Below are 13,672 nucleotides of genomic sequence, written 5' to 3'. Positions count from 1 at the left end.
ATCCGGACGCTGGCGTCCGCAATCGGGAACTTGCATGGAAAATCTCGGCGGTTTCGTCGTGTTCGTTCAGGTCGCGGAAACGCGCAGTTTCGTCGCGGCCGGCCGCGCACTCGGGCTGTCGGCGTCGGCGATCGGCAAGCGCATCGCGCGGCTCGAGGCGCGCCTGAACGTGCGGCTGTTTCACCGCAGCACGCGCAGCATCACGCTGACGGCCGAAGGCACGCGGTTTCTCGAACGGTGCCGGCGCGTGATCGCCGAGATAGAAGCTGCCGAACAGGAACTGACGCACAGCGCCGAAGCGCCGCGCGGACGCCTGCGCGTGAGCCTGCCGACGATCGGCACGCTGCTGCTGCCGGTGCTCGCCGATTTCATGGCCGAGTACCCGGAAATCGAACTCGATATCGATTTCAGCGACCGGCTCGTCGACGTCGTCGACGAAGGGTTCGACGCGGTGCTGCGCACTGGCCAGCCGTCGGATTCACGGCTGTCGTCGCGGCTGCTCCGCCATTTCCGCCAGCACCTCGTCGCGTCGCCCGACTACCTCGCCCGGCACGGCACGCCGCGCACACCGGTCGATCTCGCGCTGCACCGCTGCCTGCACTACCGCTTTCCGAGCAGCGGCAAGCTCGAAACCTGGCCGCTGCGCGTGCCGCGCTCGGGCACGCCGCCCGAAGTGCCCGTCTCGATGGTCAGCAACAGCGCGGAAGCGCGCCTGTGCTTCGCGCTGCGCGGGCTCGGCATCGCGTGCCTGCCCGAGTTCTTCGTGCGCGCCACGCTCGACGACGGCACGCTGTGCGCGGTGCTCGACGAACACGTCGCGAGTTGCACGCCGATCTACGTGCTGTGGCCGTCGGGCCGCCATCCGACGCCGAAGCTGCGCGCGTTCGTCGACTTCATGGCCGCAAACCTGCGCTTCTGACCGATCACGGCCGTCACGCGGCCTTCGCGTGCACGCCGAGCCGGCGAAACGCCTGCCCGTGCTCGTCGAACAGATGGCAGTGCTCGGCCTGCGCGTGCACGTGCAGCGCCTCGCCGCTGCGATACGTGTCGAGCGGCGGAATCCGCGCGATCAGCCCGTCCGGCGCGACCGCCGACTCCGCGTACAGATACGCGGCATCGCCGAGCGACTCGACGGCCATCGTCCGCGCGGCGACGCCCGTGGCCGCCGTGCCCACCAGCAGGTGCTCCGGTCGCACGCCGACCGTCACCGCAGCGCCACGCTGCAGCCCGGCCGCTTCGACCGCGACGTACTGCGTCTCGCCACTGTCGAAGCGCACGAGCACACCGCCCGCGTCGACCGATTCGACCGCACCCTTCAGGAAGTTCATCTTCGGCGAACCGATGAAGCCCGCGACGAACTGGTTCGCCGGCGCGTGATACAGCGCGTTCGGCGTGCCGACCTGCTGCACCGCGCCGCCCGACAGCACGACGATCTTGTCCGCGAGCGTCATCGCCTCGACCTGGTCGTGCGTCACGTAGATCATCGTCGTCTTCAGCTCGTCGTGCAGCCGCGCGAACTCCAGCCGCATCTTCACGCGCAGCGCTGCGTCGAGGTTCGACAGCGGCTCGTCGAACAGGAACACCTTCGGCTTGCGCGTGATCGCGCGGCCGATCGCGACGCGCTGCCGCTGGCCGCCCGACAGCTGCTTCGGCTTGCGATCGAGCAGGTGATCGATGTGCAGGATCTTCGCGGCCTGCTTCACGGCCTGGTCGATCTCCGGCTTCTTCGCGCCCGCGAGCTTGAGGCCGAACGCCATGTTGTCGTACAGCGTCATGTGCGGGTACAGCGCATACGACTGGAACACCATCGCGATGCCGCGCTTCGCGCTCGGCACGTCGTTGACCTTCGCGCCGTCGATCAGCAGGTCGCCGCTCGAAATATCCTCGAGGCCCGCGATCATCCGCATCAGCGTGGATTTGCCGCAGCCGCTCGGGCCGACGAACACGACGAATTCGCCGTCGGCGATGTCGAGGTTCACGTTGCGCAGCACTTCGGTTTCGTCGTAGCGCTTCGCGATGTTGCGCAGGAGCACGCTTGCCATGATCTGTCTCCGTTCGTTCGTGATGCGCCGCGTGGTACGCGGCGCGCAATCGTTGCTAGTTCGGCAGCACCGCGCCCGTCGCCTGCCAGCGCGCGACGTAGCCGGGCAGCTCGTGCATGTCGTCGAATACGTGACGCGCGCCGATGCCGCGCAGCGCGTCGATCTGCGCGGCCGACGCATGCCCGCCGCCGACGAAGCCGAGCACGGTCATGCCGGCCGCGGCCGCCGCGGTGATGCCGGTCACGCTGTCCTCGACGACGAGGCATTGCGCTGGCGCGACGCCGAGCGTGCGCGCGGCCGCGAGATACACGTCCGGCGCCGGCTTCGGCCGCGCGACGGAATCCGCGCAGAACAGCCGTTCGCCGAAGAAGCGCGCGAGGCCCGTGCGCGCAAGCGCCGCCTCGACGTATGCGCGGTAGCTGTTGCTCGCGCAGGCCGTCGTCAACTGAATCGCGCCGAGCGCCGCGTCGATGCCTTCGACCATCGGCGCATTGACGGCGGCCGCCTCGACCGCGCGGCGGATCGCGTCGACGTCGTCGGCCGACAGCGTGCGTCCGACGGCGTCGCTCGCACCCGCCAGCACGCGCTCGATGCGCAGCCCGAGCAGCGGCATCACGGCCGGACGCGCATCGACGCCCGGCCAGCGCATGTCGAGTTCGCGCACGATCACGTCGGCGGCGACGGCCTCGCTGTCGATCAGCACGCCGTCGCAATCGCAGATCAGCACGTTCGCACCTTGGCCCGCCGCGCTCACTTGACCGCTCCGAACGTGAGCCCGCGCACGAGCTGCTTCTGCGACAGCCAGCCGACGATCAGGATCGGCGCGACCGCGAGCAGCGACGCTGCGGACAGCTTCGCCCAGAACAGCCCCTCGGGGCTCGAGTACGACGCGATGAACACGGTCAGCGGCGCCGCGTTCGAGCTCGACAGGTTGATGCTCCAGAACGCCTCGTTCCACGACAGGATCACGAGCAGCAGCGCGGTCGACGCAAGCCCCGGCAGCGCCATCGGCATCAGCAGGTAGACGATCTCCTGCCACGTCGACGCGCCGTCGATGCGGCCGGCTTCCAGGATGTCCTTCGGGATCTCGTTGAAGTACGTGAAGGTCATCCACACCGCGATCGGCAGGTTGATCAGCGTGTAGACGATCACCAGGCCCGACACCGTGTCGAGCAGCCCCGCGTTCTTCCACAGCAGGTAGATCGGCACGAGCACGCCGACCGACGGCATCATCTTCGTCGACAGCATCCACAGCAGCACCTTCTGCGTGCGGCGGTTCGGGAAGAACGCCATCGCATAGGCGGCCGGCACCGCGAACAGCAGCGAGATCACCGTGACGCCCGCCGAGATCAGCACCGAATTCCACGCGAACGAGAAGTAGTTGCTGCGCGCGAACACCTCGCGGAAGCTGTCGAGCGTCGGCATGAAGAACAGCGACGATGCGTATGCCTGCTGCTCGGTCTTGAACGCGGTGATCGCCATCCAGAAGATCGGGAAGAACAGCAGCAGCGCGATCAGCCACGCGAGCGCGCCGGGCATTGCGCGCCGCACGAGGTCGAACACGGCCGGCGCGCGCCGGCCTTCGAAGGTCAGGTCGCTCATTTCTCGTACTCCCCCTTCAGGTTGCGCGCGAGCATCCGCACGAGGAAGAACGACACGACGTTCGCGACCACGACGGCGATGATGCCGCCCGCGGACGCGAGGCCGACGTCGAACTGCTGCAGGCCGAGCGCATAGATCAGGTAAGACAGGTTGGTGGTCGCGTCGCCGGGGCCGCCGCCGGTCGTCGTGTAGATCTCCGCGAAGATCGACAGCAGGAAAATCGTCTCCATCATCACGACCACGGCGATCGCGCGCTTCAGGTGCGGCAGCGTGATGTAGAAGAACATCGCGATCGGGCCCGCGCCGTCGATGCGCGCGGCTTCCTTCTGTTCCTGGTCGAGCGACTGGATCGCGGTGAACAGGATCAGGAACGCGAACGGCAGCCATTGCCATGCGACGATGATGATCACCGCGGTGAGCGGGTAATCGGCGAACCAGTCGATCGGCGTCATCCCGAACGCGCGCATCGCGTTCGCGACGAGCCCGTACACCGGGTGCAGGATCATGTTCTTCCAGATCAGCGCGGATACCGTGGGCATCACGAAGAACGGCGCGATCGCGAGCAGCCGCGCGATGCCCTGCCCGTAGAACTTGCGGTCGAACAGCACGGACATCAGCACGCCGCCGATCACCGTGATCGCGAGCACCGCGCCGATCAGCACGAGCGTGTGCCAGATCGCCGGCAGGAACGACGGATCGGTCGCGAGGAAGCGGTAGTTGTCGAGCCCCGCGAAACCCTTCACGTCCGGGTTCAGCAGGTTGTAGCGCGAGAACGAATACCAGATCGTCATCGCGAGCGGAATCGACATCCACAGCAGCAGCACCGCGACGGACGGCGAGACGAGCCAGCTCGCGCCGCCGCGCGCGCGGCGCGGCGCGCCTGGCGGCAACGACGCGTCGCCGACCGACGGCGCGTGACTCAGGGGAAGACGCAGGTGACGCATGATCGGGGTCCCTCCGGTTGATGCGCGGGCGCGAACGGCCTGCCCGCCTTTCGGCTTCGCCGGCCCGCACCGCGCGCGACGGCGCACGGCGCGGGCCACGCGACTGCTTGCGCGTTACTTCTTGTAGCCGGCCTGCCGTACCGCGCGGTCGGCGGCGGCCTGCCCGGCGGCGAGCGCCTGGTCGACCGTCATCTGCCCTGCAACCGCACCCGCGATCGACTGGCCGACCACCGTGCCGAACGACTGGAATTCAGGAATCCCGACGTACTGCACGCCCGTGTACGGCACCTTCTTCAGCGACGGATCGTTCGGGTCGGCCGTCTCGATCGCCTTCAGCACGAAGTCCGAGAACGGCGCGGCGGCCTTGTACTCGGGGCGCTGATAGGTCGACGCGCGCGTGCCCGGCGGCACCGACGCCCAGCCCTCGTCCTTGCCGACCATCTCGATGTACTGCCTCGACGTCGCCCACGCGATGAACTTGCGCGCGGCATCCTGCTGCTTCGACGTCTTCGGCACGGCCAGCGCCCACGCCCACAGCCAGTGCGAGCCCTTCGGCGTGGCGGCGACCGGCGCGGGCGCGAAGCCGATCTTGTCGGCGACCTGCGACTGCTGCTTGTTATAGAGCATCCCGGCCGCGACCGTCGCGTCGATCCACATCGCGCACTTGCCCGACGCGGTCAGCGTCAGGTTCTCGTTGAAGCCGTTCGAGCTCGCTCCCGGCGGGCCGTCCTTCTTCAGCAGGTTCACGTAGAACGTGATCGCCTTCTTCCATTCGGGCGACGTGAGCTGCGCGTTCCAGTTCTCGTCGAACCAGCGCCCGCCGAACGTGTTCACGACCGTCGACACGAACGCCATGTTCTCGCCCCAGCCGGCCTTGCCGCGCAGGCAGATCCCGTAGGTGCCCTTCGACTTGTCGGTGAGCTTGTCCGCGAACTCGGCGATCTGGTCGTAGGTCGGCTGGTCGGGCATCTTCAGCCCCTTCGCCGCGAACAGGTCCTTGCGGTAGAACGTCATCGAGCTTTCGACGTAGAACGGCAGCGCATAGAGCTGGCCGTTGTACGACAGGCTGTCGCGCGCGGTCTTCACGATGTCGTTCAGGTCGTAGTCGGCGGGCAGGCCCGTGATCGGCGCGAGCCAGCCGCGCTTGCCCCACTGCGGCGTCTCGTAGGTGCCGATCGCCATCACGTCGAACTGGCCGCTGCCGGTCGTGATGTCGGTCGTCGCGCGCTGGCGCAGCACGTTTTCCTCGAGGATCACCCAGTTCAGCTTGATGTCGGGGTTCGCCTTCTCGAACGCCGGCGACAGTTTCTTCAGCTCGATCATGTCGGGGTTGTTCAGCGTCGCGATCGTCAGCGTGCCGGCGGACGCGGCGCAGGCGGCCGTCGCGAGCGCGGCTCCGGCGAAGCAGCGTGCGGCGGCGTCGAGCATCTTTCGTTGCATGGCATGTCTCCTGTGATTGTTCGATGTGTCGTCGGTCTTGCGTTTCCTTCGCGGCCCGTCACGCCGGCCGCTGCATTCCGCACGCGCGCGCATAGTGCGCGATCACGTCGCGTATCCGGTGGCGCACCCACGCGCGCGGCTCCTTCGCGAGCCCGCCCGCGCGGCACGCCGCGTAGACATCCGGCAGCCACTGCGCGACGAGCGTCTCGGGCACCGGCTGCCGCGCGAGGTTGCCGAACAGCTGCTCGACCGCGGCCGCGACGGCCGGCTGCAGCCAGTAGTAGCGAATCCGGTCGCTGTAGCTGAACTGGCGCGCGAGCCGCTGCTCGGTTTCGTCGCCGCGGTAGTACGGCGCCCAGTGCTCGGGCTGCGCGCGCATCGCGGCATCGACCACGTCGCGCAACCGCGAGCGCTGCAAGACGTCGTCGATCAGCGCATCCTCGATGAACGTCAGCGCGAACAGCGCCTCGCGCAGCGCGAACGTCAGCGCGGGGCCGACCTTCAACACCGCGAAGTGGTCGCGCACGAGCGCGGCGAGCGCGCCCTCGGTCTGGTAATCGGTCGAATGCGCCTCGAACACGAGGCGCGGTGTATGCAGGATACTCGCGCCGAGTGACGCTGCCTTGGCGCTGTCGTAGTCGAGCACGTGGCGATCGTCGAAGTCGACACCCGGCTGCGCGACGATCGCGACGACGCGCGTCCACGCGTCGTCGAGCCCGGCCGACGCGAACGCGCGGCGGTGCGCGTCGAGCGTCGCCGCGATGCTGTCGCTGCGCGTGACCGCGATCCGCGCGATCGCCGCGCCGGTCGCATCGCCCGGATTGCCGCTGACCTCGCCGCCCGGCGTCGGCACCTCGGTGCCGATCACGTAGACGGGCGCGACACCGGCGCGCGCCGCCGCGTGTTCCGCCACGCGGCACAGTTCGGCCGCGCGTGCGGCGATCGTGCGGTCGTCGAGCCGCGCCGGATCGTCCGCGCACGCCATGCTCGCATCGAGGTGGATCTTTTCGAAACCGGCTTCGACATACGCGGCGACCATCGCGCCGGCCTCGCGCATCGCGTCAGCCGCGCGGCGGTGCCGCCACGGGTTCGGGCCGAGATGGTCGCCGCCGAGCACGAGCGCCGACGGCGCGAGCCCGCAGCGCGCGGCGATCGCATCGACGTCGCAGCGGAAATCGGCGGGCGTCATGCCCGTATAGCCGCCGAGATGGTTCACCTGGTTGCAGGTCGCCTCGATCAACAGCGGCGAGCCGTCCGCGCGCGCGGCTTCGCACGCGGCCTCCAGCACCAGCCGGTGCGCGCTGCAGATCGAATAGATACCGCGCTGCGCGTCCGCGCGGTTCGCGTCGAAGATCATCCGCAGCACGGCGTCCGCGTGCGCGGTGCGCGGGCGTTCTGCGACGGTCGTCAGGCCGGGCATGCCACACCTCGTTCGGTCAGAAAGCGGTCGATCTCGGCCGCACTGCTGTTGCCTTCCATCGGGCCGCGCCGCGTGACCGCGATCGCGCCTGCCGCGTTCGCGCGGCGCAGCGCGACCTCGATCGGCATGCCCGCGACAAGGCTCGCGACCAGCGTGCCGCCGAAGCAGTCGCCGGCGCCGGTCGGGTCGATTTCGTCGACCGGAAACGCCGGCACTTCGGCACGGCTCGCGCGGTCGAACGCGACGCTGCCTTCCGAGCCGCGCTTCAGCACGACGCGCTCGAGCAGCGGATGCGTCGCGAGCAGGCCCGCAATCGCGCGCTCGGCCGGCTGCGGCCCGCAGAAGAACGGCAGGTCGGCTTCGCTCGGCAGGAACAGGTGGCAGGCGGCGAGCATTTCGTCGAGTGCCGCACGCATCGGACGGAAGCTCAGCATCTCGGGGCGCACGTTCGGATCGAACGATACCTTCGCGCCGGCGCGCGCGGCCTCGATCACGCCGCGCTGGACCGCCGCGATCGCCGATTCGCTCGTCAGCGACGAGCCCATCACATGGAAGTAGCGGCAGCCGTCGAACATCGCCGTATCGACGTCGGACGCATCGACACACGCGGCCGCGCTGGTGGAAAGACTGAAGACGAAGCTGCGCGAACCGTCGTCGCGATACGCGACGAACGCGGTGCCGGTCGGGCGCGCGACGCGGCGGATGCGCGCGACATCGACACCGTCGCGTTCGAGCCGCGCGACGATCGCGTCGCCGAACGCGTCGCGGCCGACGCAGCCCGCATACGCGACGCGCGCGCCGAGCCGTGCGGCCTGATCGGCAAAGATCGCGGGCGCGCCGCTCGGAAACGGTCCGGCGAACAGGCCCGGCGCGTCGAAACCCTGGCCGCGCTCGGCGGCGACGAATTCGGCGAGCAGTTCGCCGGCGACGACGATCGCGGCCATCAGGCGTGCCCTCGTTCGACGGCAGCCGCGGCGTGCGGCGATGCCGCGTCGTCAAAGGCCGGCCGGCAGGTTGCGCGTGCGAGCGGTGCCACGTCAGCTCATCCAGTTGCCGCCGTCGACGTTCAGCGTCTGGGCGGTGATGTAGTCGGCGTCGGCCGACGCGAGGAACAGCGCGGCGCCCGTCAGGTCGCCCGGCACGCCCATGCGGCCGAGCGGCACGGCTTCGCCGACCAGCCGCTTCTTCTCGCCGAGCGGCCGGTTCTCGTAGCGCGCGAACAGCGCGTCGACCTGCTCCCACATCGGCGTGTCGACGACGCCCGGCGCGATCCCGTTCACGTTGATCCGGTGCGGCGCGAGCGCGAGCGCAGCCGACTGCGTATAGCTGATCACCGCGGCCTTGGTCGCGCAGTAGTGCGAAACGAGCGCCTCGCCGCGACGGCCGGCCTGCGACGACATATTGACGATCTTGCCGCCGCGCCCCTGCTCGACCATCCGCTGCGCGACGGCCTGCATCAGGAAGAACAGCCCTTTCACGTTGACCGCGAACAGCCGGTCGAACACGTCCCACGATTCGTCGAGGATCGGGCGCATGTCGAACAGCGCCGCGTTGTTGAACAGGATGTCGACGCCGCCGAAGCGCTCGACGGCGGTGGCGACGATCCGCTCGATGTCGTCGCGGCGCGTGACGTCCGCGGTGACGGCCACCGCGCGGCCGGGGTTCGCTTCGATGAGCCGCGCAAGCGAGCCGCCTGCCGGCTTCACGTCGACGAGCACGCAGCGCGCGCCCTCGTCCAGATAGCGTTGCGCGACCGCCTCGCCGATGCCGCTTGCCGCGCCCGTCAGGATCGCGACCTTGTCTTCCAGTCTCACTGGCTGTCTCCGGTTCGTTCTGCTGTACGACGGTCACGAGGTGAGCGAACGCTCGCAGACCGATCAATTGCTCTGTTATTGATCGAATGATCGGATACGCGATTCGCGCTGTCAAGGCAACGTGACGGCTTTCTATGACGCGCTGCGGCACGACGGCGCATCGCGCCGGCCCGCGGCGCACGCCCGGCAAGGCGCGGCGCGCGCGGTGCGGTGCGGCCGGATCGGCGATGAAGGGGACGGAGCGTAGACGGAATGGGGAATTCGCGCTGCACGGCGCGGCGATACGTTATATCATCGCCGTACTCTGTTTGACTGCCTGCTTCACGCCATGGCTACCTCATCGTCCATTGACGCCCGGCTGTCCCGGGCCGACGCATTCGCCGCCGAGCACGGGCTCGCGTGGACGCCGCTGCGCCGCCAGGTCTACGAACGCGTGCTGGCCGCGCAGCGCCCGATCGGCGCGTACGACCTGCTCGCCGAGCTCGAACCGCAGCGCGGCCGCGTGCCGCCCACGACCGTCTATCGCGCGCTGGATTTCCTCGTCGAGCACGGTTTCATCCACCGGATCGAATCGAAGAACGCGTTCTTCGCGTGCTGCGAGATCGGCGTGCCGCACGAAGGCCAGTTCCTGATCTGCGATTCGTGCGGCGACACCGTCGAGATTCCCGGCGGCGACCTCGCGAAGCAGTTGTCCGCGAGCGAGCCCGCGCACGGTTTCGAAGTCCACCACCAGGTCGTCGAGCTGAGCGGCCTGTGCGGCCACTGCAAGCGCAAGCCCGCGCAACGCTGACGCCGCATCGCGCGGCGCATGTGCCGCCTTTCCAACGAGGAGTTTCATGTCCATTGCCTTGAAGCGCGCGCCGCGGCGCGCCCTGTCGCCTGTCCGCTGGTTTGCCGCCGCTGCCGCCGCGCTGTCGCTCGCGGCGCCCGCGTTCGCGCAGGCCGTGACCGTCAACGTCGTCGCCGCCGAGAATTTCTATGGCGATGTCGCGTCGCAGATCGGCGGCCGCCACGTCGCGGTAACCAGCATCCTCAGCAATCCCGAACAGGATCCGCACCTGTTCGAAGCAAGCCCGAAGACCGCCCGCGCGCTCCAGCACGCGCAGGTCGTGATCTACAACGGCGCCGACTACGATCCGTGGATGGGCAAGCTGCTCGGCGCATCGAAGCAGGCGAAGCGCGCGACGATCGTCGTCGCCGATCTGGTCGGCAAGAAGGCCGGCGACAACCCGCACCTGTGGTACGACCCGGCGACGATGCCGGCCGCCGCGCGCGCAATCGCGGCCGAGCTCGGCCGCGCCGATCCGGCGAACAAGGCCGACTACGACGCGAACCTGCAGAAGTTCGTCGCGTCGCTGAAGCCCGTCGACGACAAGGTCGCCGCGCTGCGCGCGCAGTACAAGGGCGTGCCGGTGACGGCCACCGAGCCCGTGTTCGGCTACATGTCCGACGCGATCGGGCTCGACATGCGCAACCAGCGCTTCCAGCTCGCGACGATGAACGACACCGAGGCGAGCGCGCAGGACGTCGCCGCGTTCGAGAACGACCTGCGCAAGAAGCAGGTGCGCGTGCTGATCTACAACAGCCAGGCCGAAGCGCCGATGACCAGGCGCATGCTGAAGATCGCGCGCGACGGCGGCGTGCCGGCCGTCAGCGTCACCGAGACGCAGCCGGCCGGCAAGACCTTCCAGCAATGGATGGCCGGCCAGCTCGATGCGCTCTCCAGCGCGCTTTCGGCCGGCAAGAAATAAGCGACTGCAACGACATGACCGCCACTCCCCACGCACTCGCAGTCGATCGCGTCACGCTCGAACTGGGCGGACGCACGATCCTGCGCGACGTCAGCTTCTCGATCGAACCCGGCGAATTCGTCGGCGTGCTCGGGCCGAACGGCGCGGGCAAGACGACGCTGATGCGCGCCGTGCTCGGCCTCGTGCCCGTCTCGGCCGGCACGCTGTCCGTCGGCGGCGTGCCGGTCGTGCGCGGCAACGCGTCGATCGGCTACATGCCGCAGATCAGGAGCGGCCTCGCGAACCGCCGGATGCGCGGCTACGACTTCGTCGCGATGGCCGCCGACGGCCACCGCTGGGGGCTGCCGCACACGAATGCGGCGACACGCCGCGAGGTCGACCGCGTGCTCGACCTCGTCGGCGGCCCGACGCTCGCGCGCCGGCCGCTGTCGGAGCTGTCGGGCGGCGAGCGGCAGCGCCTGCTGCTCGCGCAGTGCCTGCTCGGCAATCCGAAGCTGCTGCTGCTCGACGAGCCGCTGATCAGCCTCGACCCGAACCACCAGCGCGGCGTGGTCGAACTCGTGCGCAACGTGCAGCGCGAGCTCGGCATCACCGTGCTGTTCTCCGCACACGAACTGAATCCGCTGCTGAACGCGCTCGACCGCGTGCTGTATCTCGGCAACGGCGTCGCGGCGCTCGGCACCGTCGACGAGGTGATCACGAAGCCCGTGCTGTCGCGGCTCTACGGATCGCCGATCGACGTGATGCGCGTGAACGGCAAGATCTTCGTGATGTCGGGCGACGTCGAGATCGAGAAGCACGACCACGAACACGAGGACGACGACGGCCACTCGCACGGCGGCGGCGGACACGGCCATCACCACCACGGACACGCTCATCCCGGGCATTCGCACGATGTTTGAATACGACTTCATGATCAACGCCTTCGCGGCGTCGGGCATCGTCGCGGTGCTCGCGGGCATCGTCGGCTACTTCCTGGTGCTGCGCGGGCAGACCTTCGCCGGCCATGCGCTGTCGCACGTCGGCTTCACCGGCGCGACGGGCGCGGTGCTGCTCGGCATCTCGCCGATCTGGGGGATGGTCGGCTTCACGCTCGCAGCCGGGATCGGGATGGGCGCGCTCGGCGAACGGCTCGCGGGCCGCGACGTCGCGATCGGCGTGATCCTGTCGGGCGCGCTCGGCTTCGGCCTGCTGTTCCTGCATTTCTATACGTCGTTCGCGACGCAGGTGACCGCACTGCTGTTCGGCAACGTGCTCGCGGTCAGCCACGACACGCTCGCGGTGCTGGCCGGCATCGGCGCGGTGAGCCTGATCGCGCTCGCGCTGATCGCGCGGCCGCTGCTGTTCGCGTCGCTGCAGCCCGAACTGGCCGAAGCCAAGGGCGTGTCGCTGCGCACGGTGTCGATGCTGTTCCTCGCGGTGTGCGCGCTCGCAGTGGCCGCCGCGACGCAGATCGTCGGCGTGCTGCTCGTGTTCACGCTGCTGGTCGGGCCGGCCGCGGCCGCGCAGAACGTGTCGACGCGGCTGTCGACGGGCGTGCTGCTCGCCGCGCTGTTCGCGCTGTTCGAGGCGTGGGCCGGCATCACGCTTGCCTATCACACCGACTGGCCGACGAGCTTCTGGATCACCGCGCTGTCGGCGCTCGTGTACGGCGCGAGCCTGTTGCGGCGCCACTGATCGCCGCCCGACGGATCGCCGCCCGATGCCAATGAAAACGCCGGCGTGCCCGAGGGCAGCGCCGGCGTTTTTTTTATGCGCCCGCAATCGCGTGCGGCGATGCGTGCGTTACCTGCTTCGCTCCCCGTTCATCGTGAGAGCACGCGCGCGTGATGCGCGATGTGATCGGCGATGAACGTCGAGATGAAGTAATACCCGTGGTCGTAGCCCGGATGACGGCGCAGCGTCAGCGGCTGGCCGGCCTTTGCGCACGCGGCTTCGAACACGTCGGGGTTCAGCTGGTTCGCGAGGAATTGATCGGCGAGGCCCTGGTCGATCAGGATGCCGTCCGCGAACTTCGGCGCATCGGCGCGCGCGACGAGCTCGCTTGCGTCGTGTGCGTTCCACGCGTCGCGATCGTCGCCGAGATAACCCGAGAACGCCTTCTCGCCCCACGGGCAGCGCGTCGGCGCGGCGATCGGCGCGAACGCCGACACCGACCGGTACAGGCCGGGATGACGCAGCGCGAGCGTCAGCGCGCCGTGTCCGCCCATCGAGTGCCCGAAGATCCCGAGCCGCGCGCCGTCGATCGGCAGCTCGGCCGCGACGAGCTCGCGCAGCTCGCCCGTCACGTACGACTCCATCCGGTAATGCGTGGACCACGGCGCCTCGGTCGCATCGACGTAGAAGCCCGCGCCGACACCGAAGTCCCACGCATCGGTCTCGCCCGGCACGCCCGCACCGCGCGGGCTCGTGTCGGGCATCACGAGCGCGACGCCGTGCTGCGCCGCGTATTGCTGCGCGCCGGCCTTGATCGCGAACGTCTCGTCGGTGCAGGTCAGCCCCGCGAGGTAGAACAGCGCCGGCACGCGGCCGTGCGCGGCCTGCGGCGGCAGGTACACCGAGAACTTCATCGGCAGGCCGATCGCCGCCGAATCGTGGCGGTAGAAGCGCTGCTCGCCGCCGTGGCACGCATGCGAGGAAACGAGTTCGAGCATGACGG

14 protein-coding genes are annotated in these 13,672 nt (G+C 69.1%); 5 read left to right on the top strand and 9 right to left on the bottom strand.

The genetic code is table 11. From position 1 onward, the window contains the following. The first annotated feature begins 34 nt into the window (after nt 1-34). On the top strand, nt 35-919 hold the full coding sequence (locus AC3WLY_RS22695) for a LysR substrate-binding domain-containing protein (RefSeq protein WP_310142277.1): 885 nt from the start codon (nt 35-37) through the stop codon (nt 917-919). A 13-nt stretch (nt 920-932) separates the two neighbouring features. Here AC3WLY_RS22695 and AC3WLY_RS22690 read toward each other — a convergent pair whose 3' ends face one another. From AC3WLY_RS22690 to AC3WLY_RS22655, 8 genes are all read right to left on the bottom strand, one after another. Further along, nucleotides 933-2,042, bottom strand: a complete 1,110-nt coding sequence (locus tag AC3WLY_RS22690; RefSeq protein ID WP_492308935.1) for an ABC transporter ATP-binding protein — start codon at nt 2,040-2,042, stop codon at nt 933-935. Between the two features lie 55 nt (nt 2,043-2,097). After that, nucleotides 2,098-2,796, bottom strand: coding sequence for an HAD family hydrolase (locus tag AC3WLY_RS22685; protein ID WP_492308936.1), 699 nt, complete (start codon nt 2,794-2,796; stop codon nt 2,098-2,100). After that, nucleotides 2,793-3,644 (bottom strand): carbohydrate ABC transporter permease, encoded by an 852-nt coding sequence (locus tag AC3WLY_RS22680; protein WP_310142283.1) that lies wholly within the window; start codon nt 3,642-3,644, stop codon nt 2,793-2,795. The genes AC3WLY_RS22685 and AC3WLY_RS22680 overlap by 4 nt, the downstream gene beginning before the upstream one ends. Then, the gene (locus AC3WLY_RS22675; protein ID WP_425133098.1) at nt 3,641-4,588 is read right to left on the bottom strand and encodes a carbohydrate ABC transporter permease; all 948 of its coding nucleotides are present in this window, start codon (nt 4,586-4,588) and stop codon (nt 3,641-3,643) included. Before AC3WLY_RS22675 ends, AC3WLY_RS22680 begins: the two co-directional genes overlap by 4 nt. A gap of 114 nt (nt 4,589-4,702) precedes the next feature. Then, a complete protein-coding gene (locus AC3WLY_RS22670) occupies nt 4,703-6,028 on the bottom strand; it encodes an ABC transporter substrate-binding protein (protein WP_492308937.1) in 1,326 nt (441 codons plus the stop codon). A gap of 58 nt (nt 6,029-6,086) precedes the next feature. Beyond that, the gene (locus AC3WLY_RS22665; RefSeq protein WP_492308938.1) at nt 6,087-7,448 is read right to left on the bottom strand and encodes a D-tagatose-bisphosphate aldolase, class II, non-catalytic subunit; all 1,362 of its coding nucleotides are present in this window, start codon (nt 7,446-7,448) and stop codon (nt 6,087-6,089) included. Beyond that, nucleotides 7,436-8,392, bottom strand: a complete 957-nt coding sequence (locus AC3WLY_RS22660) for a sugar kinase (RefSeq protein ID WP_492308939.1) — start codon at nt 8,390-8,392, stop codon at nt 7,436-7,438. The genes AC3WLY_RS22665 and AC3WLY_RS22660 overlap by 13 nt, the downstream gene beginning before the upstream one ends. A 93-nt stretch (nt 8,393-8,485) precedes the next feature. Then, a complete protein-coding gene (locus AC3WLY_RS22655; RefSeq protein WP_034178892.1) occupies nt 8,486-9,262 on the bottom strand; it encodes an L-iditol 2-dehydrogenase in 777 nt (258 codons plus the stop codon). Nucleotides 9,263-9,590: 328 nt separating this feature from the next. On the opposite strand from AC3WLY_RS22655, the gene AC3WLY_RS22650 reads away from it, so the two are divergent. From AC3WLY_RS22650 to AC3WLY_RS22635, 4 genes are read left to right on the top strand one after another with little or no spacing between them, the layout of a single operon-like run. Beyond that, nucleotides 9,591-10,052 (top strand): Fur family transcriptional regulator, encoded by a 462-nt coding sequence (locus AC3WLY_RS22650; protein WP_011546084.1) that lies wholly within the window; start codon nt 9,591-9,593, stop codon nt 10,050-10,052. Nucleotides 10,053-10,098: 46 nt separating this feature from the next. Further along, nucleotides 10,099-11,013, top strand: a complete 915-nt coding sequence (locus tag AC3WLY_RS22645) for a metal ABC transporter solute-binding protein, Zn/Mn family (protein WP_492308940.1) — start codon at nt 10,099-10,101, stop codon at nt 11,011-11,013. Nucleotides 11,014-11,027: 14 nt separating this feature from the next. After that, nucleotides 11,028-11,915, top strand: coding sequence for an ABC transporter ATP-binding protein (locus tag AC3WLY_RS22640; protein WP_175961944.1), 888 nt, complete (start codon nt 11,028-11,030; stop codon nt 11,913-11,915). After that, nucleotides 11,908-12,690, top strand: a complete 783-nt coding sequence (locus AC3WLY_RS22635) for a metal ABC transporter permease (protein WP_174419802.1) — start codon at nt 11,908-11,910, stop codon at nt 12,688-12,690. The genes AC3WLY_RS22640 and AC3WLY_RS22635 overlap by 8 nt, the downstream gene beginning before the upstream one ends. Nucleotides 12,691-12,818: 128 nt before the next feature. Here the strand turns inward: AC3WLY_RS22635 and fghA are convergent, their stop codons facing one another. Further along, complete coding sequence (fghA, locus tag AC3WLY_RS22630; RefSeq protein WP_492308941.1) at nt 12,819-13,667, bottom strand: S-formylglutathione hydrolase; 849 nt, start codon at nt 13,665-13,667, stop codon at nt 12,819-12,821. Between the last annotated feature and the right edge of the window lie 5 nt (nt 13,668-13,672).

This window comes from Burkholderia sp. FW306-1C-G01B, assembly GCF_058781685.1.
The sequence above is the reverse complement of the archived record's forward strand: the minus strand, read 5'-3'. Positions and strand labels throughout refer to the sequence as shown.

What these genes read in the sequence shown, in the direction of transcription:
- AC3WLY_RS22675 (WP_425133098.1), bottom strand. Translation starts at nt 4,588, where the DNA reads ATGCGTCACCTGCGTCTTCCCCTGAGTCACGCGCCGTCGGTCGGCGAC.
- AC3WLY_RS22645 (WP_492308940.1), top strand. Translation starts at nt 10,099, where the DNA reads ATGTCCATTGCCTTGAAGCGCGCGCCGCGGCGCGCCCTGTCGCCTGTC.
- fghA (WP_492308941.1), bottom strand. Translation starts at nt 13,667, where the DNA reads ATGCTCGAACTCGTTTCCTCGCATGCGTGCCACGGCGGCGAGCAGCGC.
- AC3WLY_RS22670 (WP_492308937.1), bottom strand. Translation starts at nt 6,028, where the DNA reads ATGCAACGAAAGATGCTCGACGCCGCCGCACGCTGCTTCGCCGGAGCC.
- AC3WLY_RS22690 (WP_492308935.1), bottom strand. Translation starts at nt 2,042, where the DNA reads ATGGCAAGCGTGCTCCTGCGCAACATCGCGAAGCGCTACGACGAAACC.
- AC3WLY_RS22635 (WP_174419802.1), top strand. Translation starts at nt 11,908, where the DNA reads ATGTTTGAATACGACTTCATGATCAACGCCTTCGCGGCGTCGGGCATC.
- AC3WLY_RS22640 (WP_175961944.1), top strand. Translation starts at nt 11,028, where the DNA reads ATGACCGCCACTCCCCACGCACTCGCAGTCGATCGCGTCACGCTCGAA.
- AC3WLY_RS22660 (WP_492308939.1), bottom strand. Translation starts at nt 8,392, where the DNA reads ATGGCCGCGATCGTCGTCGCCGGCGAACTGCTCGCCGAATTCGTCGCC.
- AC3WLY_RS22695 (WP_310142277.1), top strand. Translation starts at nt 35, where the DNA reads ATGGAAAATCTCGGCGGTTTCGTCGTGTTCGTTCAGGTCGCGGAAACG.
- AC3WLY_RS22665 (WP_492308938.1), bottom strand. Translation starts at nt 7,448, where the DNA reads ATGCCCGGCCTGACGACCGTCGCAGAACGCCCGCGCACCGCGCACGCG.
- AC3WLY_RS22680 (WP_310142283.1), bottom strand. Translation starts at nt 3,644, where the DNA reads ATGAGCGACCTGACCTTCGAAGGCCGGCGCGCGCCGGCCGTGTTCGAC.
- AC3WLY_RS22650 (WP_011546084.1), top strand. Translation starts at nt 9,591, where the DNA reads ATGGCTACCTCATCGTCCATTGACGCCCGGCTGTCCCGGGCCGACGCA.